Below are 21823 nucleotides of genomic sequence, written 5' to 3'. Positions count from 1 at the left end.
CGGGCTGGGGGGCGGAGCCCCCAGGTCGAGGATGGGACGGGTAGGGGCGGCGGGGGCGAGGAACGGCCCCGCCGCCGCCCGGGGCTACGCCTTGCGGAGACGGAAGGTGAGGGACAGTCCCTCGTCGGTGAACGGGGCGCCGTAGGTGTCGTCGGCCTCGCCCTGGGCGAAGTCGGTGGCGAGGACCTCGTCGGCGATCAGCGCGGCGTGCTCGTTCAGGGCGGCGATGACGGCCGGGTCGGTGGACGTCCAGCGCAGGGCGATCCGGTCGGCCACGTCGAGGCCGCTGTTCTTACGGGCCTCCTGGATCAGCCGGATCGCGTCACGGGCGAGGCCCGCCTGCCGCAGCTCCTCGGTGATCTCCAGGTCCAGAGCGACCGTGGCACCCGAGTCGGACGCGACCGACCACCCCTCGCGCGGGGTCTCCGTGATGATGACCTCGTCCGCGGCCAGCGGCACCGTCTCGCCGTCGACCTCCACCGAGGCGGTGCCCTCGCGCAGGGCGAGGGAGAGGGCCGCCGCGTCCGTCTCGGCGATCACCTTGGCGACCGCCTGGACGCCCTTGCCGAAGCGCTTGCCCAGCGCGCGGAAGTTCGCCTTGGCCGTGGTGTCGACCAGCGAGCCGCCCACCTCGGAGAGGGAGGCGAGGGAGGTGACGTTCAGCTCTTCGGTGATCTGCGCGTGCAGCTCCCCGTCGAGGGACTCGAAGCCGATCGCCCCGACCAGCGCGCGGGACAGCGGCTGGCGCGTCTTGACGCCCGACTCCGCGCGCGTGGCGCGGCCCAGCTCCACGAGACGCCGGACGAGGACCATCTGCCTGGACAGCTCCGGGTCGATGGCGGACAGGTCCGGCTCCGGCCACGAGGACAGGTGTACGGACTCGGGGGCGCCCGGCGTCACGGGGACGATCAGGTCCTGCCAGACCCGCTCGGTGATGAAGGGGGTCAGCGGGGCCATCAGCCGCGTGACCGTCTCCACGACCTCGTGCAGGGTGCGCAGCGCGGCCTTGTCGCCCTGCCAGAAGCGGCGGCGCGAGCGGCGCACGTACCAGTTCGAGAGGTCGTCGACGAACGCGGACAGGAGCTTTCCGGCGCGCTGGGTGTCGTACGCCTCCAGTGCCTGGGTGACCTGGTCGGTGAGCGCGTGCAGCTCGGACAGCAGCCAGCGGTCGAGGACCGGACGGTCGGCCGGGGCCGGATCGGCCTCGGAGGGGGCCCAGTCGGAGGTGCGGGCGTACAGGGCCTGGAAGGCGACCGTGTTCCAGTAGGTCAGGAGCGTCTTGCGCACCACCTCCTGGATGGTGCCGTGACCGACGCGGCGGGCCGCCCAGGGGGAGCCGCCGGCCGCCATGAACCAGCGCACCGCGTCCGCGCCGTGCTGATCCATCAGCGGGATCGGCTGCAGGATGTTGCCCAGGTGCTTGGACATCTTGCGGCCGTCCTCGGCGAGGATGTGGCCCAGGCACACGACGTTCTCGTACGACGACTGGTCGAAGACGAGGGTGCCGACCGCCATGAGGGTGTAGAACCAGCCGCGGGTCTGGTCGATGGCCTCGGAGATGAACTGCGCCGGGTAGCGGCTCTCGAAGAGCTCCTTGTTCTTGTACGGGTAGCCCCACTGCGCGAACGGCATCGAACCCGAGTCGTACCAGGCGTCGATGACCTCCGGCACGCGCGTCGCCGTCCGTCCGCAGCCGTCCTGCGGGCAGGCGAAGGTGACCTCGTCGATGAACGGGCGGTGCGGGTCCAGGTTCGACTGGTCGGTGCCCGTCAGCTCGGAGAGTTCGGCGCGGGAGCCGACACAGGTGAGATGGCCCTCCTCGCAGCGCCACAGCGGGAGCGGGGTGCCCCAGTAACGGCTGCGGGACAGCGCCCAGTCGACGTTGTTGTTCAGCCAGTCGCCGAAGCGGCCGTGCTTGACGGACTCCGGGAACCAGTTGGTCTTCTCGTTCTCCTGGAGGAGCCGGTCCTTGATGGCGGTGGTGCGGATGTACCAGGACGGCTGCGCGTAGTAGAGGAGCGCGGTGTGGCAGCGCCAGCAGTGCGGGTAGCTGTGCTCGTAAGGAATGTGCTTGAAGAGCAGACCGCGCTGCTGGAGGTCCTCGGTGAGTTTTTCGTCCGCCTTCTTGAAGAAGACACCGCCGACGAGCGGAACGCTCTCCTCGAAGGTGCCGTTGGGGCGGACGGGGTTCACCACCGGCAGTCCGTACGCCCGGCAGACCTTGAGGTCGTCCTCGCCGAAGGCGGGGGACTGGTGGACCAGACCCGTGCCGTCCTCGGTCGTCACGTACTCGGCGTTGACCACGAAGTGGGCCTCGGCCGGGAACTCGACCAGCTCGAACGGACGTTGATAGGTCCAGCGCTCCATCTCGGCGCCGGTGAAGGTCTCACCGGTGGTCTCCCAGCCCTCGCCGAGCGCCTTCTCGACGAGCGGCGCGGCGACGACGAACTTCTCCTCGCCGTTCGTCGCGACGACGTAGGTGACCTCGGGGTGCGCGGCGACCGCGGTGTTGGAGACCAGCGTCCACGGGGTCGTCGTCCACACCAGGAGCGAGGCCTGGCCGGCCAGCGGACCGGAGGTGAGCGGGAAACGGACGTACACGGACGGGTCGACGACCGTCTCGTAGCCCTGCGCCAGCTCGTGGTCCGACAGACCCGTCTCGTCGCGCGGGCACCACGGGGCCACGCGGTAGTCCTGGACCAGCAGGCCCTTGTTGAAGATCTCCTTGAGCGACCACCACACGGACTCCACGTACTCGGGGTCCATCGTGCGGTACGCGTCGTCCAGGTCGACCCAGTAGCCCATGCGGTTCGTGAGCTCGGTGAACGCGTCGGTGTGACGGGTCACGGACTCGCGGCACCTGGCGTTGAACTCGGCGATGCCGTACGCCTCGATGTCCTGCTTGCCGGTGAAGCCGAGCTCCTTCTCCACCGCGAGCTCGACCGGGAGGCCGTGGCAGTCCCAGCCGGCCTTGCGGGCCACGTGATAGCCGCGCATGGTGCGAAAGCGCGGGAAGACGTCCTTGAAGACGCGCGCCTCGATGTGGTGGGCGCCCGGCATGCCGTTCGCGGTGGGCGGCCCCTCGTAGAACACCCACTCAGGGTGGCCCTCGGACTGCTCAAGGCTCTTGGCGAAGATCTTCTGCTCGCGCCAGAAGTCGAGCACGGCGTGCTCGAGGGCGGGCAGGTCGACCTGGGCGGGCACCTGGCGGTACGTCGGCGTTGTCATCAGCGAGCTTCCTCCGGCGGACTTTCTGCCTTCCGTCCGGAGGGACGAGAGCCTGAGCAGCCATCTCCTGGATGCTGCGGACGCCGTGCGCGGCGCGCTCCCGCGGTACCACCCTCCTTGGCTCCCCAGTGCGTGCTGTGCACCAGTGAGCCCCCTCATTGGGGTCGCGATGCCGGTTCTACCGGCCGCTGCTCGCTCGCTGCGGCTTTCTTCCGGCGGCTCCGGGGTGATCTTCGCGTCGCGCTCGCCCCCGGGCTTCCACCGTCCCCGGGTCGCTCCTGGCCGCGTACGCCGCTACTCGTCCCCATCCACGCTTCTCGCTGCGCCCAGTGTACGGCGCCGCGCGGACAGCGGCCGACCGGTTTTCCGGGGTACGCCGCCGGGGGCGCCCGGAGTGGTGCCGCGGCCTGCGCGGTGACCCGAACGGCGAGGCACGGGCGTCCGGATCCTGGGACGCCGGACCTGGCGGATTACCCGGCGGGGAGCTGGGCACAACGCATGCAGGTTCCTCGCGAGGGACCCGCGGGGCGGACGAAACGTTGGTGCGCCCGGTTGCCGCGGACCAGAAGTCGATTTATCGTCCCAGCACGATTTGCGCGCAAAATCACAATATGTGAAGGAGCCGCGGCCATGGTGGCGAAGAAGACCGCCGTACAGCAGTCGGCGTCCGGCAGATCCACGGGTCCGGCGGTCAAGGACGTGGGTGGGAAGAAGAGCACGTCGGTGGCACCCGCGGCGCACGCGGCCAATCCGGTGAACACCGCCACGAAACCGGCCGGCAAGACGGCCACGAAAGCCGCTGTCGGCAAGAAGGCGGCCGCCGGTAAAGCGGCCGCTACGAAGGGAGCCACCAAGAAGGCGGCCGCCAAGAAAGCGGTCGCCAAGAAATCCGTGGCCAAGGAAGCGGTGACCGAGGAATCGGTCGCACGGAAGGCGGTGGCCAAGAAGGCCGACGGGAAGAGCGTGGCAAGGAAGAACAGCGGCACGGCAAGGAAAAGCACCAGTACGGCGAAGAAGTCGGTCGCTTCCGCGGCCGAAGGCGCGGCCAAGGCCGCGAAGACGACGGGAGCCACGACGGTGGTTGCGAAGAAGACTCCTGGCACGGCCACGGCGGCGCAGAACCCCACCGCTGTCCCCAAGGCGCGGATCGCCGCGGTGGAGCCCGGCGAGCTCGCGGTACGCCCCGGTGAGGACCCCTGGACCCCGGAGGAGGTCGCGGAGGCGCGCGCCGAACTCCAGTCCGAGGCGCTGCGGCTGAGCACCGAGATCTCGTCGTCCGAAGAGTCGATCGCGGGCCTGATGCGCGACTCCGGCGACGGCGCGGGCGACGATCAGGCGGACACCGGCACGAAGAACATCACACGCGAGCACGAGATGGCCCTGGCGGCCAACGCGCGCGAGATGCTGGAGCAGACCGAGCGAGCGCTGGACCGGCTCGACGCGGGCACCTACGGGCTCTGCGAGACCTGCGGCGATCCCATCGGCAAGGCGCGGATGCAGGCCTTCCCGCGAGCCACCCTGTGCGTCGAGTGCAAGCAGAAGCAGGAACGCCGCTACTGATTCGCGCGGGAGGGCTCCTGCGCACGTGGGCGCAGGGGGGTGTGCCGTACCCTCGTCCTCAGTCAGGCACCTAGGTCGAGGGACTCACTCACGTGGCAGAGGCGGAGCGCATCATCGGTACGCCGGATACCCCAGGAGCGGGGGGCGCCGAGCCGGAGCAGTCCGGCGTGGAAGGGACCGCGGCCCCGGCCGAGGAGCCCAGGGGCAGGCGCAGGATCGCCGTCCTGTTCACGGTCGCCGCCCTGGCGTACGCCCTCGACCTGGTCAGCAAGCTGATCGTGGTCGCGAAGCTGGAGCACCACGCGCCGATCCAGATCATCGGTGACTGGCTGAGGTTCGAGGCGATCCGCAACGCGGGAGCGGCCTTCGGCTTCGGCGAGGCGTTCACGATCATCTTCACGGTGATCGCCGCGGCCGTGATCGTGGTGATCGCGCGGCTCGCGCGCAAGCTCTACAGCCTGCCCTGGGCGATCGCGCTCGGCCTGCTGCTGGGCGGTGCGCTCGGCAACCTGACCGACCGGATCTTCCGCTCGCCCGGGATCTTCGAGGGCGCGGTCGTGGACTTCATCGCGCCCAAGCACTTCGCGGTCTTCAACCTGGCCGACTCGGCGATCGTCTGCGGCGGCATCCTGATCGTGCTGCTGTCCTTCCGCGGGCTCGACCCGGACGGCACGGTCCACAAGGACTGATCGGTCCATCAGGGCTGGTCGGCCCGCACGGAGGGGCGTACGGGATCTCTGGACGGACGTGTGAAAGGACGTCTGGAGGCAGGCTCACGGGCACCGCTGTTCGGGTGATGGTCCGGCGGTGTCCGACCCGTCCGGCATACTCGACGGGTGAGCACCGTTCCCGAGATCCGCAACCTGCCCGTGCCCGACGGCCTGGAGGGCGAGCGCGTCGACGCCGCCATCTCCCGCATGTTCGGCTTCTCCCGCACGAAGGCCGCCGAGCTCGCCGCGGCGGGGAAGGTCACGGTCGACGGCTCGGTGGTCGGGAAGTCCGAGCGGGTGCACGGCGGCGCCTGGCTCGAAGTGGAGATGCCGCAGGCTCCCGCCCCCGTGCAGATCGTCGCCGAGCCCGTCGAGGGCATGGAGATCGTGCACGACGACGACGACATCGTCGTGATCATCAAGCCGGTCGGTGTGGCCGCGCACCCAAGCCCCGGCTGGAGCGGTCCGACGGTGATCGGCGGCCTCGCGGCGGCCGGGTACCGGATCTCGACCTCGGGCGCCGCCGAGCGGCAGGGCATCGTGCACCGGCTGGACGTCGGTACCTCCGGTCTGATGGTCGTGGCCAAGTCGGAGCGCGCGTACACCTCGCTGAAGCGGCAGTTCAAGGAACGCACGGTCGACAAGCGGTACAACGCGCTGGTCCAGGGGCACCCCGACCCGATGAGCGGCACCATCGACGCACCCATCGGCCGGCACCCGAACCACGACTACAAGTGGGCGGTGACGGCCGAGGGCAAGCCGTCCGTCACGCACTACGACCTGATCGAGGCGTTCCGGGCGGCCAGCCTGCTCGACATCAAGCTGGAGACCGGCCGCACCCACCAGATCCGTGTCCACATGGCGGCCCACCGCCACCCCTGCGTGGGCGACCTGACCTACGGCGCGGACCCGACGATCGCCAAGCGCCTCGGCCTGACCCGGCAGTGGCTGCACGCGGTGCGGCTCGGCTTCGAGCACCCCGGGGACGGGCAGTGGGCGGAGTTCGAGAGCGACTACCCCGAGGACCTGCAGAAGGCGCTCGACAAGGTGCGTGAGGAGAGCTACGCGTGAGCGGCTCGGACGGGGCGCGGGACGGGTCCCACGTGGCGCGGGGCGACTCGTACGTGGTGCGGGTGGCCGAGGACGCCGCGGACCGTGAGGCGTGCTTCGCGGTGCGCAAGGAGGTCTTCGTCGGCGAACAGGGCGTCCCCGAGGACATCGAGTACGACGCGTACGACGCCGGTGCCCTGCATGTGCTGGCGATCCGCGAGGACGGGGTGCCGCTGGGCACCGGGCGGCTCCTGTACGGCCCGGAGGCCGCCGCGAAGACCGACGGAGACCTGACGGTCGGCTCGCTCGGCCGGCTCGCCGTGACGAAGGCGGCGCGCGGGCTCGGCGTCGGCGTGGCCCTCGTACGGGCCATCGAGGACGCGGCACGCGCGCGTGGTCTCGCCGCGGTGGACCTGCACGCGCAGACACAGGCGATGGGGTTCTACGAGCGGCTCGGGTACGTGGCGTACGGCGAGGAGTTCCTCGACGCCGGGATCGACCACCGGGCGATGCGCAAGGCTCTGTGAGACGGGGTTCGTCGCACGCGGGCTGCCGGGCGGGCATTGTCGTAGGCGCGTGGCACGCTTGAGGTCTGGCTCTTCCTTGATCGCCTAGACCTTGCCGGAGCGCTGACCGTGGATCAGTTGGCCCTGTTGTTCGTGCTGATGCTCGGGGCCGTGGTGAGCGTCCCGGTGGGGGACCGGTTCGGGCTGCCGGCGCCCGTCCTGATGACGCTCCTAGGGATCGTGCTGGCCGTGCTGGACTTCGTGCCCAACGTGGACGTCCCGCCGGACCTGATCCTGCCCCTGCTGCTGCCCCCACTGCTGTACGCCTCGGTGCGACGCACCTCGTGGAGACAGTTCACCGCCAACAAGCGGCCGATCTTCCTGCTCGCCGTGGCGCTGGTGTTCGTCACCACGGCGGCCGTGGCCTTCGTCGCCAGCGCCATCGTGCCGGGGCTGCCGATCGCCGCGGCCGTCGCCCTGGGCGCGCTGGTGGCGCCGCCCGACCCGGTCGCCGCGACGGCTGTCGCGGGGCAACTCGGGCTGCCCCGCCGACTGGTGTCGATCCTGGAGGGTGAGGGGCTCTTCAACGACGTGACGGCCATCGTGCTCTACCACGTCGCGATCGCCGCCGCCGTGAGCGGCACCTTCTCGCCGTGGCGGGCCGGGCTCGATCTCGTACTGTCCGCCGTGGTCGCGGTCGCCATCGGGCTGGTGCTGGGATGGGCGGCGAACAAGCTGATGTCGCTGCTCGGTGACGCCACGCTGCAGATCGGGATGACGCTGCTGGTGCCCTTCGCGTCGTACGTCCTCGCGGAGGAGCTGCACGGGTCGGGGGTGCTCGCCGTGCTCACCACCGCGCTGTTCCTCGCGGAGTACGCCACCGATGCCGACGACGTCATGACGCGGCTCGCCGGGTACACGTTCTGGGACGTGGTGGACACGCTGGTCACCGGGGTCGCGTTCGGACTGATCGGGCTCGAGCTGCACAACGCGATCAGGACGGCGTCGGGGCGGTGGGGCGAGATGCTGGGCTGGGCCGCCGCGATCGTCGCCGTCGTGGTGTTCGTACGGCTGGCGTATCTGATGCCGGCGACGTGGCTGACGAAACGGCTGCATGCGAAACGGGACTACGACGAGGAGATTCCGACCTCGTGGCGGGAGACCGTGATCATGTGGTGGTCGGGCATGCGGGGGGTCGCGTCCGTGGCCCTCGCGCTGGCCATTCCGCTGAAGATGGACGACGGGTCGCCGTTTCCCGACCGCGACGAGATCATCTTCATCGCGTTCGGGGTGATCATGGCGACGCTGGTGCTCCAGGGGCTCACGTTGCCGTGGCTGGTGCGCAGGCTCGGGGTGCGGGCCGACGAGGATGTCGAGAAGGCGTTCGAGAAGGAGCTGGCGGTTCGGGCGGCGAAGGCGGCGAAGCGGAGGCTCAAGGAGATCGAGGAGGTGGAGGAGCTGCCGGAGGAGTTGTCCGAGCAGCTGATTCGGCGGGCCTTCGACATCGGGACGCGGATCAGTCCGGATCTGGGGGACGAGGAGCGGAGGGAGGCGCATGAGCAGCGGGCTCGACGGGTGAAGCGGTTGCGGCGGATTCAGGGGGAGATGTTGAGCGCTGCGCGGCATGAGGTGTTGTCGGCGCGGAGTGAGCCGGGGGCGGATCCGGAGATCGTGGACCGGGTGCTGCGGCACCTGGACGTACGTAGTTTGCGTTGAGGGGGTTCTCCCGCCCGCGCACCGCCCGCTTCCACCCCGCTGACAAGGGACGGTCGCTTGTGGGGGCGATTCGCCGTCGGCGGCTGCGGGGGGAGAGGCATACGGGTACTCTGCGCCGCCCACACCCTCGCCCGCCGCCCGCCGCCCGAGGGTGTGGGCGGTGCGGGGGGTGGGGCCCCGGGGGGTCAGCCTCGGCCTGGGCCTGTGCGTGGGGGGTCGGGGGTGAGGGGGGTCGTGGGGGCGGTTATCGCGCCGTCGGTGTCGTCGTGGTCCGGGCGGTGGGGGCGGCCGTTGGGCCAGCCCGCGGGCAGGATCGCCTCGGCCGTGTTGACGCGGGGGAGGGCGTAGGGGTGTACGTCGGTGAGCCAGCGGATCATGCGCTCGCGCACCGTGACCCGCACCGTCCAGATGTCGTCCGCGTCCTTCGCGGTCACCAGGGCGCGCAACTGCATGGTGTTGGGGGTGGAGTCGGTGACGGCGAGGCCGTAGTCGCGGCCGTCCCAGGCCGGGCACTCGCGCAGGATGTCGCGGAGCTGCTCGCGCATCGCCTCGACGGGTGCCGAGTGATCGACGTGGAAGAAGACGATGCCGGTCATCTGGGGAGTGCCGCGGGACCAGTTCTCGAAGGGCTTGGAAGTGAAGTACGAGACCGGCATCGTGATCCGGCGCTCGTCCCACGTGCGTACTGTCAGGAACGTCAGTGTGATCTCCTCGACGGTGCCCCACTCTCCGTCCACCACGACCGTGTCGCCGAGGCGCACCATGTCGCCGAAGGCGATCTGCAGCCCGGCGAAGAGATTCGCCAGCGTCGACTGGGCGGCGACACCGGCGACGATGCCGAGGATGCCGGCCGAGGCCAGCAGCGAGGCACCGGCCGCGCGCATCGCGGGGAAGGTGAGCAGCATCGAGGCGACGGCCATCACGGCGACGATCGCGGACACCACCCGTTGGATCAGCGTCACTTGCGTGCGCACCCGGCGGACCCGCGCCGGGTCGCGGTGGGCGTTCGCGTAGCGGGTGTAGGAGGTCTCGACGATCGCCGTCGCGATGCGGATCACGAGCCACGCGGCGGACCCGATGAGGATCAGGGTCAGGGTGCGGCCGACGCCGACCCGGTGTTCCACGAGCAACTTCGCCTGGTCGTACGAGCCGCGTAGCAGGGCGGCGAACAGCACGAGCTGGAAGGGGACCCGTGCGCGGCGCAGCAGGCCCCACAGGGAGGTCTCTTGGTGTCGTGCGTCGGCCTTGCGCAGTACGCGGTCCACGGCCCATCCGATGAGCAGCGTGAGCACGACCGAGCCACCGACGACGATCAGGGGACGCAGTACGTTCTCCATGCCTGAGACCGTAACCGGCTTGGGGCGGCCCTGAACATGTCGCCCTGGTACCGGGCCTCGATCCGGGGCTGTCAGTCCTGGCTGGCACCATGGGGCACATGAACATCATGCTCTTTCACTCGACCTACGGGCTCCGGCCCGCGGTGCGCGCGGCGGCCGACCGGCTGCGTGCCGCGGGGCACGAGGTGTGGACGCCGGACCTCTTCGAGGGCCGCACCTTCGAGACCGTGGAGGAGGGCATGGCCTTCAACGACGGGATCGGCAAGGAGGAGCTGCTCAGACGCGCCGTCCTGGCCGCCGCTCCCTACTCCGAGCGCGGCCTGGTGTACGCGGGGTTCTCGCTCGGCGCCTCCATCGCGCAGACCCTGGCGCTCGGCGACGAGAAGGCCCTTGGGCTGCTGCTCCTGCACGGCACGTCGGACATCGCCGAGAGCGCGTCGGTGGACGAGCTGCCGGTCCAGCTGCACGTCGCGGAGCCGGACCCGTTCGAGACGGACGACTGGCTGAGCGCCTGGTACCTGCAGATGCAGCGGGCGGGTGCGGACGTGGAGATCTACCGGTACGCGGGCGCCGGGCACCTGTACACCGACCCCGACCTGCCCGACTACGACGAGGAGGCCGCCGAGGCCACCTGGCGGGTGGCGCTCGGCTTCCTCGACTCGCTGTAGCGGTCCGCGGCACCGGGTCGACAGGCTTCCAACAGACGGGCCCGGGTCATCTGTTGGATGGACCCGGGCCTGCCTGTTCACCTTCGGTCAACTGCGACCACCGGCGTTGGGGAACGTCGGAGAACCTAGCCCGGGAAGCACTCCTTGGGCGGGTGCACCTGCGACGGGAAGTGACCGGACCACACCCAGGACGTCGGCTGGGAGTCGTAGATCCTGAACCACCGTTCCCCCGAGGGGGTCTTGGTGGTCGAGCACTGGATCCGCAGGGTCGTGCCCCGCGGCTCCGTGCGGTACCTCGTCGACGAGGAGGTGGGCTGGGCGTATATGGGAGAGCTTTCCGCCGTGGTCAGGTTGACGAACGCCGGGGCCGCTGCCGCCGTGGCCTCCTGCGCCTCGGCGGATGTGGCGGTGAGTCCGGCGAGGGCCAGGGCGGCGCCGAGCACTGCGGTCTTCGTCAGGACACTTTGGGGGGTGGCCATGTGACTCCAATCGTGAGGATACTGACGGGCCGTCAATAGGACGGTCCGACAATGTGCCCGACGCTATCAAGATCTTCTCCACGCCCGGAATCGTTTTCTACACCGGGTCGTAGGTGCGCTCGACCTTCTGGGTGCCGGTGCGCGTGCGGTACGAACGAGCCCAGGACGAGGTCGCGTTGGCGTTCGTGCGGTCGGACAGGACGTAGTAGTCCATCTGCGCGCGGTCGGCGGTGATGTCCAGGACGCCGTACCCGTGGCGGTCGGTGTCGACCCAGTGGACGTGCCGGTTGGCGATCTGGATGAGCGGCGCGGCGAGCGCGGAGACCGTGCCCTCGGGGACCTTCACGATGTCGTCGAGGTTGTCGGAGGTCACCGAGGTGATCACGAACTCGGTGGCGGCCGAAGCGGACAGCGGGTACGTCCCGGCGTCCACCGGTACGTCGTTGGCCCAGGACATGTGGATGTCGCCGGTGAGGAACACCGTGTTGCCGATCGCGTTCGAGCGCAGATGGGCGAGGAGTTCACGGCGGTCGTCGGTGTAGCCGTCCCACTGGTCGGTGTTGACACCGATGCCGTCCTGCGGCAGGTCCAGCAGCTTGGCGAGCGGCTTGAGCAGGTCGGCGGTGAGCGAGCCGATGACGAACGGCGCGATCATCACCGAGTTGCCGACCAGCCGCCAGGTGGTGTCTGACGCCTTCAGTCCGGCCTTCAGCCAGTCGAGTTGGGCCCGGCCCGTGATCGTACGGTTCGGGTCGTCGACCGTTCCGCTGGCCGTGGACGCCTGCTGGGACCGGAAGGACCGCAGGTCGAGCAGGGAGAGGTCGGCGAGCTTGCCGAAGCGCAGCCGGCGGTAGGTGGTGCCCTCGATCGCCGGGCGTACCGGCATCCACTCGAAGTAGGCCTGCTTCGCGGCGGCCTGACGTGCCGTCCAGGTGCCCTCGGCGCCCTCGGTGTGGTTGACGGCGCCGCCGGACCAGGCGTTGTCGGCGAACTCGTGGTCGTCCCAGATCGCCACGACCGGCGCCTTGTGGTGCAGGGCCTGGAGGTCCGGGTCGGTCTTGTACCTGCCGTGTCGGGTGCGGTAGTCGGCGAGGGTGATGATCTCGTTCGCGGGGGAGTGCGGCCGCACGACCGTGCCGCGCGCCGCGTACTCGCCGGACTTGTACTCGTAGATGTAGTCCCCGAGATGCAGCCAGGCGTCCAGGTCGCCCCGGGCCGCGAGATGGCGGTACGACGAGAAGTAGCCCGCCTCCCAGTTGGCGCAGGTGACGACGCCGAAGCGCAGGCCCGCCACGGCGGCGTTGGCGGCCGGGGCGGTGCGGGTGCGGGCGACGGGCGAGTCGGTGCCGCCCGCGGAGAAGCGGAACCAGTAGTCCGTGGCCGGTTCCAGGCCGCGGATGTCCGCCTTCACGGTGTGGTCGGAGGCGGCCGTCGCGGTGAGGGAGCCCTTGGAGACGACCGTGGTGAACGCCTTGTCCTTGGCGACGGTCCAGCTGACTTCGGTGTCGGGGCCGACGCCGGAGCCGGGTATCGCCGCGGAGGTGGGCGTCACCCGGGTCCACAGCAGGATGCCGTCCGGGAGCGGGTCGCCGGAGGCGACGCCGTGCAGGAAGGCGGGGGCGTCCGTGGCGGCGCGGGCCGGCAGGGCGGCGGCGAGCGGGCCGGCCAGGACAGCGGTCGCCGCCGCGGCCTTGACGACCGTACGGCGGCGCGGCGAGGGAGAGTTGAGGCCCTGGGACGCCTCGGATGATCTGTATCGACTGGTCACGACCGAACAGGTTACTGATCGGTACGTGCGAGAGCGGGCGAACCTCGAAAGTTCGCCCACTCTTCACGCGGAGGCCGGATTCCCCGTCGGCGTCAGCCCTTGAGAGCCGCGTCCACCACCTTGTCGAAGTCGGCCACCGTCAGGAGCGGGGTGCCGCCGTTGAGCTGCTTGCCGTCCATGACGAAGCCCGGGGTGCCGGTCACGCCCTCCTTGTTGTCGTCGAAGGTCTTCGACATGGCCATCGCCCAGGCGTCGTAGGTGCCCTTCTTCACCGCGTTCTGGAACGCGGTGTTGCCCTTCAACGCGGGAACGGTGTCGGCGACCTTGAGGAGGTAGGCGTCGTCCTTGAACTTGTCGGTCGTCTCGTCCGGGTGCCACTTCGTCGAGTACAGCGCGGTCTTGTACTCGAGGAACGCCTCGGAACTGACGTTCAGCGCGGCGCCCAGGGCGCTCAGCGCGTTCTTGGAGCCCTGGCCGTTGTCCTTGTCGTCGATGAACGTGGCGCCGACGTACTGGAACTTGAACGTGCCGTCGTCGATGTCCTTCTTCACGGTCGAGCCGACGGTCTGCTCGAACTGGGCGCAGACCGGGCAGCGCGGGTCCTCGTAGATCTTGAGGGTCTTCCTGGCGGTGCTCTTGCCGATGACGACGGTGGTGCCCTTGGTGCCGGTGGTGTTGGCCGGGGCGACGACCTTGGCGTCCTTCAGGCCCGCCCAGTAGCTCGGCTTGTTGTTCTGCACGACCGCGTAGCCGACGCCGCCGGCTATCGCGAGGACGGCGACGATGGAGCCGGCCACGATGGCCTGGCGCTTGACCTTGTCGCGCTTGGCCTGGCGCTCGCGCTCGAGGCGCAGCTTCTCGCGGGCCGCCGTCTTCGCCGCCTGGCTGTTTCGCTTGCTCATGTGGGTGATCTCCATGGGGGACGCGTACACGTCGTACGCGGAATACGTATGGGGGACTGCCGGTGCTCAAGGGCTGTCGCGCAGAAGCGATGGCTCAGGCGAAAGCGGCCGAGAGCGGCGGTCCACGCCGTCCCAGGGAGTGCACGAACAGGCGGGTGCGGGCGCCCGCGCTCCGGCGCGCGGGGCGCGGCAGCCGGCGTACCGGGGCGAGCCGTACGGTCACCGCGGCGACCGCGATCAGCAGGGGCCGGAAGGTGGCCGCGGCCACAGCGCGCAGCACCTGGTCCAGGGCGCGGTCGCCGCGGCGCAGCCAGGCGGACGCGAGCAGCCCGACGCTGACATGGGCGGCGAGCAGCAGCCAGGCGGCGGCCGGGTCGGTCTGCGCGAGCAGGGTGGCGGCACGGTCGCCGCTGCCGCCGGTCACGTGGGCCAGCGGGGTGCCCACGCTGCCGCCGCCGCACAGCACGTCGAAGCCGACCGAGCGCAGCGGGCCCGCGACGGGGCCGCCCGCCCTGCCGTAACAGACGTGCTGGCCCGTGGTGAACACGGTGTCGGCGGTCAGCTCCAGCGGGATGAGCAGGGCGGCGATCCGGCCGAAGCCGCGCTCGCGGCCCGCCAGCGCGTACGCGATGACGAAGACGGCCGCGGCGATCGCCGCCATGGTGCCCAGCGGCAGCGGGACACGGGACAGCAGTACGTGCGACGCGGTGGAGAGCGTCACGACGACAGCCGTGAACAGTGCCGCGCGCACGGCTCTGAGCTGGGTCCCGGGTATGTCCATAGCGGAGCCGAGTGTCCCACGTGCTCCCGTAAGGGCCCCCTAAAGGGTTCCTATGTGTTACGGGAGCGTTGTGGGTACGTCGTCCGGGGTGCCTACAGGCCCGGGATCCGGCCGTTGCGGAACAGGTCGACGAAGATCTGGTGGTCGGCACGCGCGCGTGCGCCGTAGCTGTGCGCGAAGTCCACCAGGAGGTCCGAGAAGCCGTCCTCGTCGGCGGCGATCGCCGCGTCGATGGCCCGCTCGGTGGAGAACGGGACCAGCTCCGAGTGGCCGCTCTCGTCGTCGGCCGCGGCGTGCATGGTGGCCGTGGCCCGGCCGAGGTCGGCGACGACCGAGGCGATCTCCTCCGGGTCGTCGATGTCGCCCCAGTCCAGGTCCACCGCGTACGGCGAGACCTCGGCGACCAGTTGGCCGGCGCCGTCCAGCTCGGTCCAGCCCAGCCACGGGTCGGCGTGCGCCTGCAGGGCGCGCTGGGAGATCACCGTGCGGTGGCCCTCATGCTGGAAGTACTCGCGGATCGAGGAGTCCGTGATGTGCCGGGAGACGGCCGGGGTCTGGGCCTGCTTGATGTAGATCACGACATCGTTCTCCAGGGCGTCGCTGTTGCCCTCCAGAAGGATGTTGTACGAAGGCAGCCCGGCGGAGCCGATGCCGATGCCGCGGCGGCCGACGACGTCCTTCACCCGGTAGGAGTCCGGGCGGGCCAGGGAGGACTCGGGGAGCGTCTCCAGGTAGCCGTCGAAGGCCGCGAGCACCTTGTAGCGGGTGGCCGCGTCGAGCTCGATGGAGCCGCCGCCGGGCGCGAAGCGGCGCTCGAAGTCGCGGATCTCGGTCATCGAGTCGAGCAGCCCGAAGCGGGTCAGCGAGCGGGCGTCACGCAGCGCGTCCAGGAGCGGGCCCTCGGCCGTGTCCAGGGTGAAGGGCGGCACCTCGTCGCTCTTGGCGCCGGTGGCCAGGGCGTGGATGCGCTCGCGGTAGGCCGCCGCGTACACCTTGACCAGCTCGGTGATCTGGTCGTCACTGAGCGCCTTCGCGTACCCGATGAGGGCCACGGAGGCGGCGAATCGCTTGAGGTCCCAGGTGAAGGGGCCGACGTACGCCTCGTCGAAGTCGTTCACGTTGAAGATCAGGCGGCCGTTGGCGTCCATGTACGTGCCGAAGTTCTCGGCGTGCAGGTCGCCGTGGATCCACACGCGGGAGGTGCGCTCGTCCAGGTATGGTCCGCCGCGCCTCGGCCCGAACCCGATCTCCGCGGTGAGGTCGTGGTAGAAGAGACCCGCCGTGCCCCGGTAGAACGCGAAGGCGGAGGCCGCCATCTTGCGGAACTTGACGCGGAACGCGGCCGGGTCGGCGGCCAGGAGCTCGCCGAAGGCGGTGTCGAAGACGGCGAGGATCTGCTCGCCGCGTTGCTCGGCGCTGAGCTGCGGGACCGACATCGCTGGGTGCCTCCTGGTGCAGGTGGTGCTTGACATGGGGGAAGGACGTGTCCGTCCGCCGGGACGGTTGCTTCCGTCCTCTCCCAACGGACGACGGTACGCGGGAGTGCCCGCGCGCCGGGGACGAACGGTACGCGCGCGTGCCCCGCGCCCCGGATGAAGGTACGGGTGATCGGCCGCGGAGTGTCAGTGGCGCGTCATAGACTTCGACGCTGTCCCCCAGACTGTCCGCAGCCTGTCGACGATTGTTCTCCTTGGAGGCCGAAGCCGTGTCAAAGCCGCCGTTCACGCACCTGCACGTCCACACCCAGTACTCGCTGCTGGACGGTGCCGCGCGGCTCAAGGACATGTTCAACGCCTGCAATGAGATGGGCATGACGCACATCGCCATGAGTGACCATGGCAACCTTCACGGGGCCTACGACTTCTTCCACACGGCGAAGAAGGCGGGCGTCACACCGATCATCGGCATCGAGGCGTACGTCGCCCCGGAGTCCCGGCGCAACAAGCGCAAGATCCAGTGGGGCCAGCCGCACCAGAAGCGCGACGACGTGTCCGGTTCGGGTGGTTACACGCACAAGACGATCTGGGCGGCGAACCGGACCGGCCTGCACAACCTCTTCAAGCTCTCCTCGGACGCGTACGCCGAGGGCTGGCTCCAGAAGTGGCCCCGGATGGACAAGGAGACCATCTCCCAGTGGTCCGAGGGGCTCATCGCCTCCACCGGCTGCCCCTCCGGCGAGCTCCAGACCCGCCTGCGCCTCGGCCAGTACGACGAGGCCCTGAAGTCGGCCGCCGAGTACCAGGACATCTTCGGCAAGGACCGCTACTTCCTGGAGCTGATGGACCACGGCATCGAGATCGAGCGCCGGGTCCGTGACGGACTCCTGGAGATCGGCAAGAAGCTCGGCATCCCGCCCCTGGTGACGAACGACTCGCACTACACGTACGCGCACGAGGCGACCGCCCACGACGCCCTGCTGTGCATCCAGACCGGCAAGAACCTCTCCGACCCGGACCGCTTCCGCTTCGACGGCACCGGCTACTACCTGAAGTCCACGGACGAGATGTACGCCGTCGACTCCTCGGACGCCTGGCAGCAGGGCTGCGCCAACACCCTCCTCGTGGCCGAGCAGATCGACACCGCCGGCATGTTCGAGGCGAAGAACCTCATGCCGAAGTTCGACATCCCCGAGGGGTACACCGAGGTCACCTGGTTCCAGGAGGAGGTGCGCCTCGGCATGGAGCGCCGCTTCCCCGGCGGCGTCCCCGAGGACCGCCAGAAGCAGGCCGAGTACGAGATGGACGTCATCATCCAGATGGGGTTCCCGGGGTACTTCCTCGTCGTCGCCGACTTCATCATGTGGGCCAAGAAGCAGGGCATCGCCGTGGGCCCGGGCCGTGGCTCGGCGGCCGGTTCGATCGTCGCGTACGCCATGGGCATCACCGACCTCGACCCGATCCCGCACGGTCTGATCTTCGAGCGGTTCCTGAACCCCGAGCGTGTCTCCATGCCCGACGTCGACATCGACTTCGACGAGCGCAGGCGCGTCGAGGTGATCAGGTACGTGACCGAGAAGTACGGCGCCGACAAGGTCGCCATGATCGGCACCTACGGAAAGATCAAGGCGAAGAACGCCATCAAGGACTCCGCGCGCGTCCTGGGCTACCCGTACGCCATGGGCGACCGCCTCACCAAGGCGATGCCCGCCGACGTTCTCGGCAAGGGCATCGACCTCAGCGGCATCACCGACTCCTCGCACCCGCGCTACAGCGAGGCCGGCGAGATCCGCGCGATGTACGAGAACGAGCCGGACGTGAAGAAGGTCATCGACACCGCCAAGGGCGTCGAGGGCCTGGTCCGGCAGATGGGCGTGCACGCCGCCGGTGTGATCATGTCCAGCGAGCCCATCGTCGACCACGCCCCGGTCTGGGTGCGGCACACCGACGGGGTGACCATCACGCAGTGGGACTACCCGCAGTGCGAGTCGCTCGGCCTGCTGAAGATGGACTTCCTCGGCCTGCGCAACCTGACGATCATGGACGACGCCGTCAAGATGGTGAAGTCCAACAAGGGCGTCGACCTCGACCTGCTGGCCCTCCCGCTCGACGATCCGACGACCTTCGAACTGCTCCAGCGCGGCGAGACCCTCGGAGTCTTCCAGTTCGACGGCGGCCCCATGCGCTCGCTGCTGCGCCTGATGAAGCCCGACAACTTCGAAGACATCTCCGCCGTCTCGGCGCTCTACCGTCCCGGCCCGATGGGCATGGACTCCCACACGAACTACGCGCTCCGCAAGAACGGCCTGCAGGAGATCACGCCGATCCACAAGGAGCTGGAGGAGCCCCTCCAGGAGGTCCTGGCGGTCACCTACGGCCTGATCGTGTACCAGGAGCAGGTGCAGAAGGCCGCCCAGATCATCGCCGGGTACTCGCTCGGCGAGGCCGACATCCTGCGCCGCGTGATGGGCAAGAAGAAGCCCGACGAGCTGGCCAAGAACTTCGTCCTCTTCCAGGAGGGTGCCCAGAAGAAGGGCTACAGCGCCGAGGCGATCCAGGCCCTGTGGGACGTGCTGGTGCCCTTCGCCGGCTACGCCTTCAACAAGGCCCACTCGGCCGCGTACGGACTGGTCTCGTACTGGACCGCCTACCTGAAGGCGAACTACCCCGCCGAGTACATGGCGGGCCTGCTCACCTCGGTCAAGGACGACAAGGACAAGTCCGCGATCTATCTGAACGAGTGCCGGCGCATGGGCATCAAGGTGCTGCCGCCCAACGTCAACGAGTCGGAGCAGAACTTCGCCGCCCAGGGCGACGACGTGATCCTCTTCGGCCTCTCCGCCGTCCGCAACGTCGGCACGAACGTCGTCGAGTCGATCATCAAGAGCCGCAAGGCCAAGGGGAAGTACGCCTCCTTCCCGGACTACCTCGACAAGGTCGAGGCCGTCGCCTGCAACAAGCGCACCACGGAATCGCTGATCAAGGCGGGCGCGTTCGACACCATGGGGCACACCCGCAAGGGCCTCACCGCGCAGTTCGAGCCGATGATCGACAACGTGGTGCAGGTCAAGCGCAAGGAGGCCGAGGGTCAGTTCGACCTTTTCGGCGGCATGGGCGACGAGGACACCAGCGAGCCCGGCTTCGGACTCGACGTCGAGTTCACCACCGACGAGTGGGACAAGGCCTATCTGCTCGCCCAGGAGCGGGAGATGCTCGGTCTGTACGTCTCCGACCACCCGCTCTTCGGCCTGGAGCACGTGCTGTCCGACAAGGCCGACGCGGGCATCTCCCAGCTCACCGGAGGTGAGCACGCGGACGGCGCGGTCGTCACCATCGGCGGCATCATCTCGGGCCTCCAGCGCAAGATGACCAAGCAGGGCAACGCCTGGGCGATCGCCACGGTGGAGGACCTGGCCGGTTCCATCGAGTGCATGTTCTTCCCGGCGACGTACCAGCTGGTGTCGACCCAACTCGTCGAGGACGCGGTCGTCTTCGTCAAGGGCCGCCTCGACAAGCGCGAGGACGTGCCGCGGCTGGTCGCGATGGAGCTTCAGGTCCCCGACCTGTCGAACGCGGGCACCAACGCGCCCGTGATCCTCACGATCCCGGCGCTGAAGGTCACCCCGCCGATGGTGAGCCGCCTCGGCGAGATCCTCAGCCACCACAAGGGCGAGAGCGAGGTGCGCATCAGGCTCCAGGGCCCGCGCAAGACCACCGTGCTGCGGCTCGACCGGCACCGGGTGAAGCCGGATCCGGCGCTGTTCGGCGACTTGAAGGTGCTGCTGGGCCCGTCCTGCCTCGCGGGCTGACGGGATCAGCCGACAGGATCAGATGATGTACGCGAGGGGCGCATCCGTTTCCGGGTGCGCCCCTCGGTGTGTGCCTGGGCTTCGACAGCCCTTACGCATGGCCTCAGTTGTGGCCGAAGCGCTTCTGGTGCTTGCGGGCGATGTCCGCGGGGCTGCCCTGGGCCTGCGACATCGGCGTGTGAGCCTCCGTCGAGGACCGCTGCGCCTGCTCCTGCGCACGCTCGGCCTGCGAGGAGCGGTCCTGCTGGCCGCCCTGCTTGCGGTTCTTGTTCTTGGCCATGGTGATTGCCTCCTGTGGGGCCCTAGGGGTCAGGGCCGGATCCAGATTCACATTCACATAGCCTGACAAGCAGTGCATTTCGGAGAATTACCGTGCGTAATAAGCCCTGTCGGAGCGTTATCCCCCGATTCGCCACGCCGAAGATCGAGTTCGGGCCGTTAACCTCCGCGCCGTCGGGCAGACTCGAAGCAAGCCCGAAGCAAACCTCCCGGAACCGGAAAGAGGGTGGACCGCGTGGACCGCTGCATCGTCCTGGTGGACGCCGGGTATCTGCTCGGGGCTGCTGCCAGTCTCCTCGCCGGGGAGCCTTCGCGATCCCGGATCACCGTCGACCACGCCGCCCTCATCCAGGGCCTGCGCGAGCGCGCCGAGTCCGACACGGAGCGGCCCCTGCTGCGCATCTACTGGTTCGACGGCGCCCCCGACCGCGTACCGCAACCGGAGCACCGCCGGCTGCGCGTGATGCCACGCGTCACGGTGCGCCTCGGCGCGCTGACCCGCAGCGACGGGCGGTGGGCGCAGAAGGGCGTCGACGCCGCCATGCACGCCGAGCTGACCGAGCTGGCTCGCAACCGCGCCTGCTCCGACGTGGTCCTGGTGACCGGCGACGGGGACCTGCTGCCGGGCATGATGGCCGCCAAGGAGCACGGCGTCGCCGTACACCTGTGGGCCGTGCAGGCCGCGGACGGCGACTACAACCAGTCCGAGGACCTGGTCGCCGAGGCCGACGAGCGCCGGGTGCTGGACCGGGCGTGGATCACCAAGGCCGTACGGGCCAAGGACCTCGGCGGGATCTGCGCGCCGCAGCCCGTGCCGCGCCCCGAGATCGCCGCGATCCTCTCCGCGCCGCTGCCCGACTCCTCGCTCGCCGGTACGGCCGAGCGGCCCTCCGAGGCCGCGGAGCACAGCCCCGTCGCCGAGTCGCAGAACGGGGCCGAGGAGCGGGTTCCCGCCCCCAAGGGCGTGCCCACGCCGAAGGACCTCGCCGCACTGCGCGCACCGGGCGTCCAGGCCCCCCAGCACCCCGCGAGCGCGACGCTGCGGTGGTCGTCCGACAAGGGGTGGATCGAACGCCCCGGGGGCGCGGCGGAGTCCACGGAGGCCGCCGCGCTGCCCACGCTCGCCCAGCTCACCTCCGCCGAGCAGCGCTGGGCCGACCGTGAGGAGGACATCACCACGGTCGGCGGCGATCCGTACGAGGTGGGGCAGGTCTTCGCGCGCCGCTGGATGGAGCGGCTCACCGACCCGAGCCACCTGCAGAAGCTGTCCACGATGTACCCGCGGGTACCGCACCGCGTGGACGGCGAGCTGCTGCGTTACGCCGCGCGCTTCGGGCTGCTCGCCCACAAGGACGACCAGATCGACGAGCACGACCGGTACGCGATCAGGGCAGGGTTCTGGCGGGAGATCGATGTGCGTACGGCGGCGGAGCATGCCCCTGCCGGGGAGTGAGCCGGGGGAGCCGCCGAACCCCGGGCGTGCTGCTCGGGTGCGGGTGGGTGGGGGCGCTTTTTCGGCGCGCCAGACCTTCGAGACGCGGTCCAGGACGGCTCGTGGACCGGCTGAGGCGAGGGCCCCGGGCGTATAACGGGG

The 21823-nt window shown here is 69.7% G+C and carries 16 protein-coding genes; 8 read left to right on the top strand and 8 right to left on the bottom strand.

Annotated features, from left to right (window positions below; translation table 11 throughout):
- Positions 1 to 84: 84 nt before the first annotated feature.
- Entirely contained in the window at positions 85 to 3228 is a 3144-nt protein-coding gene (ileS, locus tag AAFF41_RS14820; protein ID WP_319748355.1) for an isoleucine--tRNA ligase, read from the bottom strand.
- A gap of 630 nt (positions 3229 to 3858) precedes the next feature.
- Here ileS and AAFF41_RS14815 point away from each other — a divergent pair.
- The 5 genes from AAFF41_RS14815 to AAFF41_RS14795 all read left to right on the top strand — a co-directional run bounded on the left by AAFF41_RS14815 (position 3859) and on the right by AAFF41_RS14795 (position 8770).
- Entirely contained in the window at positions 3859 to 4788 is a 930-nt protein-coding gene (locus AAFF41_RS14815) for a TraR/DksA family transcriptional regulator (RefSeq protein WP_343324061.1), read from the top strand.
- Positions 4789 to 4880: 92 nt separating this feature from the next.
- Positions 4881 to 5477 (top strand): signal peptidase II, encoded by a 597-nt coding sequence (gene lspA / locus AAFF41_RS14810; RefSeq protein WP_319748353.1) that lies wholly within the window; start codon positions 4881 to 4883, stop codon positions 5475 to 5477.
- A gap of 147 nt (positions 5478 to 5624) precedes the next feature.
- Positions 5625 to 6569: an RluA family pseudouridine synthase gene (locus tag AAFF41_RS14805; RefSeq protein WP_319748352.1), complete on the top strand. Its 945-nt coding sequence runs from the start codon at positions 5625 to 5627 to the stop codon at positions 6567 to 6569.
- Positions 6566 to 7075 (top strand): GNAT family N-acetyltransferase, encoded by a 510-nt coding sequence (locus AAFF41_RS14800; protein ID WP_343324060.1) that lies wholly within the window; start codon positions 6566 to 6568, stop codon positions 7073 to 7075. The genes AAFF41_RS14805 and AAFF41_RS14800 overlap by 4 nt, the downstream gene beginning before the upstream one ends.
- A gap of 108 nt (positions 7076 to 7183) precedes the next feature.
- Positions 7184 to 8770, top strand: coding sequence for a Na+/H+ antiporter (locus AAFF41_RS14795; protein ID WP_343324059.1), 1587 nt, complete (start codon positions 7184 to 7186; stop codon positions 8768 to 8770).
- 185 nt (positions 8771 to 8955) lie between these two features.
- On the opposite strand, the gene AAFF41_RS14790 is transcribed toward AAFF41_RS14795, so the two are convergent.
- Positions 8956 to 10107, bottom strand: coding sequence for a mechanosensitive ion channel family protein (locus AAFF41_RS14790; RefSeq protein ID WP_319748349.1), 1152 nt, complete (start codon positions 10105 to 10107; stop codon positions 8956 to 8958).
- A 98-nt stretch (positions 10108 to 10205) separates the two neighbouring features.
- On the opposite strand from AAFF41_RS14790, the gene AAFF41_RS14785 reads away from it, so the two are divergent.
- Positions 10206 to 10775, top strand: a complete 570-nt coding sequence (locus AAFF41_RS14785) for a dienelactone hydrolase family protein (RefSeq protein WP_054231585.1) — start codon at positions 10206 to 10208, stop codon at positions 10773 to 10775.
- Positions 10776 to 10900: 125 nt separating this feature from the next.
- On the opposite strand, the gene AAFF41_RS14780 is transcribed toward AAFF41_RS14785, so the two are convergent.
- From AAFF41_RS14780 to AAFF41_RS14760, 5 genes are all read right to left on the bottom strand, one after another.
- Positions 10901 to 11254: a hypothetical protein gene (locus AAFF41_RS14780; RefSeq protein ID WP_060902091.1), complete on the bottom strand. Its 354-nt coding sequence runs from the start codon at positions 11252 to 11254 to the stop codon at positions 10901 to 10903.
- A 97-nt stretch (positions 11255 to 11351) separates the two neighbouring features.
- Positions 11352 to 13022 (bottom strand): alkaline phosphatase D family protein, encoded by a 1671-nt coding sequence (locus tag AAFF41_RS14775; protein WP_319748348.1) that lies wholly within the window; start codon positions 13020 to 13022, stop codon positions 11352 to 11354.
- A 92-nt stretch (positions 13023 to 13114) separates the two neighbouring features.
- Positions 13115 to 13924, bottom strand: coding sequence for a thioredoxin domain-containing protein (locus AAFF41_RS14770; protein WP_343324058.1), 810 nt, complete (start codon positions 13922 to 13924; stop codon positions 13115 to 13117).
- A 94-nt stretch (positions 13925 to 14018) separates the two neighbouring features.
- On the bottom strand, positions 14019 to 14705 hold the full coding sequence (locus tag AAFF41_RS14765) for a hypothetical protein (RefSeq protein ID WP_319748346.1): 687 nt from the start codon (positions 14703 to 14705) through the stop codon (positions 14019 to 14021).
- A 92-nt stretch (positions 14706 to 14797) separates the two neighbouring features.
- The gene (locus AAFF41_RS14760) at positions 14798 to 16141 is read right to left on the bottom strand and encodes a DUF2252 domain-containing protein (RefSeq protein WP_319748345.1); all 1344 of its coding nucleotides are present in this window, start codon (positions 16139 to 16141) and stop codon (positions 14798 to 14800) included.
- 269 nt (positions 16142 to 16410) lie between these two features.
- On the opposite strand from AAFF41_RS14760, the gene dnaE reads away from it, so the two are divergent.
- On the top strand, positions 16411 to 19950 hold the full coding sequence (dnaE, locus tag AAFF41_RS14755) for a DNA polymerase III subunit alpha (RefSeq protein ID WP_319748344.1): 3540 nt from the start codon (positions 16411 to 16413) through the stop codon (positions 19948 to 19950).
- Positions 19951 to 20053: 103 nt separating this feature from the next.
- Here the strand turns inward: dnaE and AAFF41_RS14750 are convergent, their stop codons facing one another.
- Entirely contained in the window at positions 20054 to 20230 is a 177-nt protein-coding gene (locus AAFF41_RS14750) for a hypothetical protein (protein WP_319748343.1), read from the bottom strand.
- 234 nt (positions 20231 to 20464) lie between these two features.
- On the opposite strand from AAFF41_RS14750, the gene AAFF41_RS14745 reads away from it, so the two are divergent.
- Complete coding sequence (locus tag AAFF41_RS14745; protein WP_319748342.1) at positions 20465 to 21682, top strand: NYN domain-containing protein; 1218 nt, start codon at positions 20465 to 20467, stop codon at positions 21680 to 21682.
- The last annotated feature ends 141 nt before the right edge of the window (positions 21683 to 21823 follow it).

The organism is Streptomyces mirabilis (assembly GCF_039503195.1).
Taxonomy (GTDB): Bacteria; Actinomycetota; Actinomycetes; order Streptomycetales; family Streptomycetaceae; genus Streptomyces; species Streptomyces mirabilis_D.
This window is presented reverse-complemented; position numbering and strand designations above follow the sequence as displayed.

Coding starts and splice junctions, on each gene's coding strand:
- ileS (WP_319748355.1), bottom strand. CDS start 3,228: ATGACAACGCCGACGTACCGCCAGGTGCCCGCCCAGGTCGACCTGCCC.
- AAFF41_RS14815 (WP_343324061.1), top strand. CDS start 3,859: ATGGTGGCGAAGAAGACCGCCGTACAGCAGTCGGCGTCCGGCAGATCC.
- AAFF41_RS14790 (WP_319748349.1), bottom strand. CDS start 10,107: ATGGAGAACGTACTGCGTCCCCTGATCGTCGTCGGTGGCTCGGTCGTG.
- AAFF41_RS14785 (WP_054231585.1), top strand. CDS start 10,206: ATGAACATCATGCTCTTTCACTCGACCTACGGGCTCCGGCCCGCGGTG.
- AAFF41_RS14780 (WP_060902091.1), bottom strand. CDS start 11,254: ATGGCCACCCCCCAAAGTGTCCTGACGAAGACCGCAGTGCTCGGCGCC.
- AAFF41_RS14770 (WP_343324058.1), bottom strand. CDS start 13,924: ATGAGCAAGCGAAACAGCCAGGCGGCGAAGACGGCGGCCCGCGAGAAG.
- AAFF41_RS14765 (WP_319748346.1), bottom strand. CDS start 14,705: ATGGACATACCCGGGACCCAGCTCAGAGCCGTGCGCGCGGCACTGTTC.
- AAFF41_RS14760 (WP_319748345.1), bottom strand. CDS start 16,141: ATGTCGGTCCCGCAGCTCAGCGCCGAGCAACGCGGCGAGCAGATCCTC.
- AAFF41_RS14750 (WP_319748343.1), bottom strand. CDS start 20,230: ATGGCCAAGAACAAGAACCGCAAGCAGGGCGGCCAGCAGGACCGCTCC.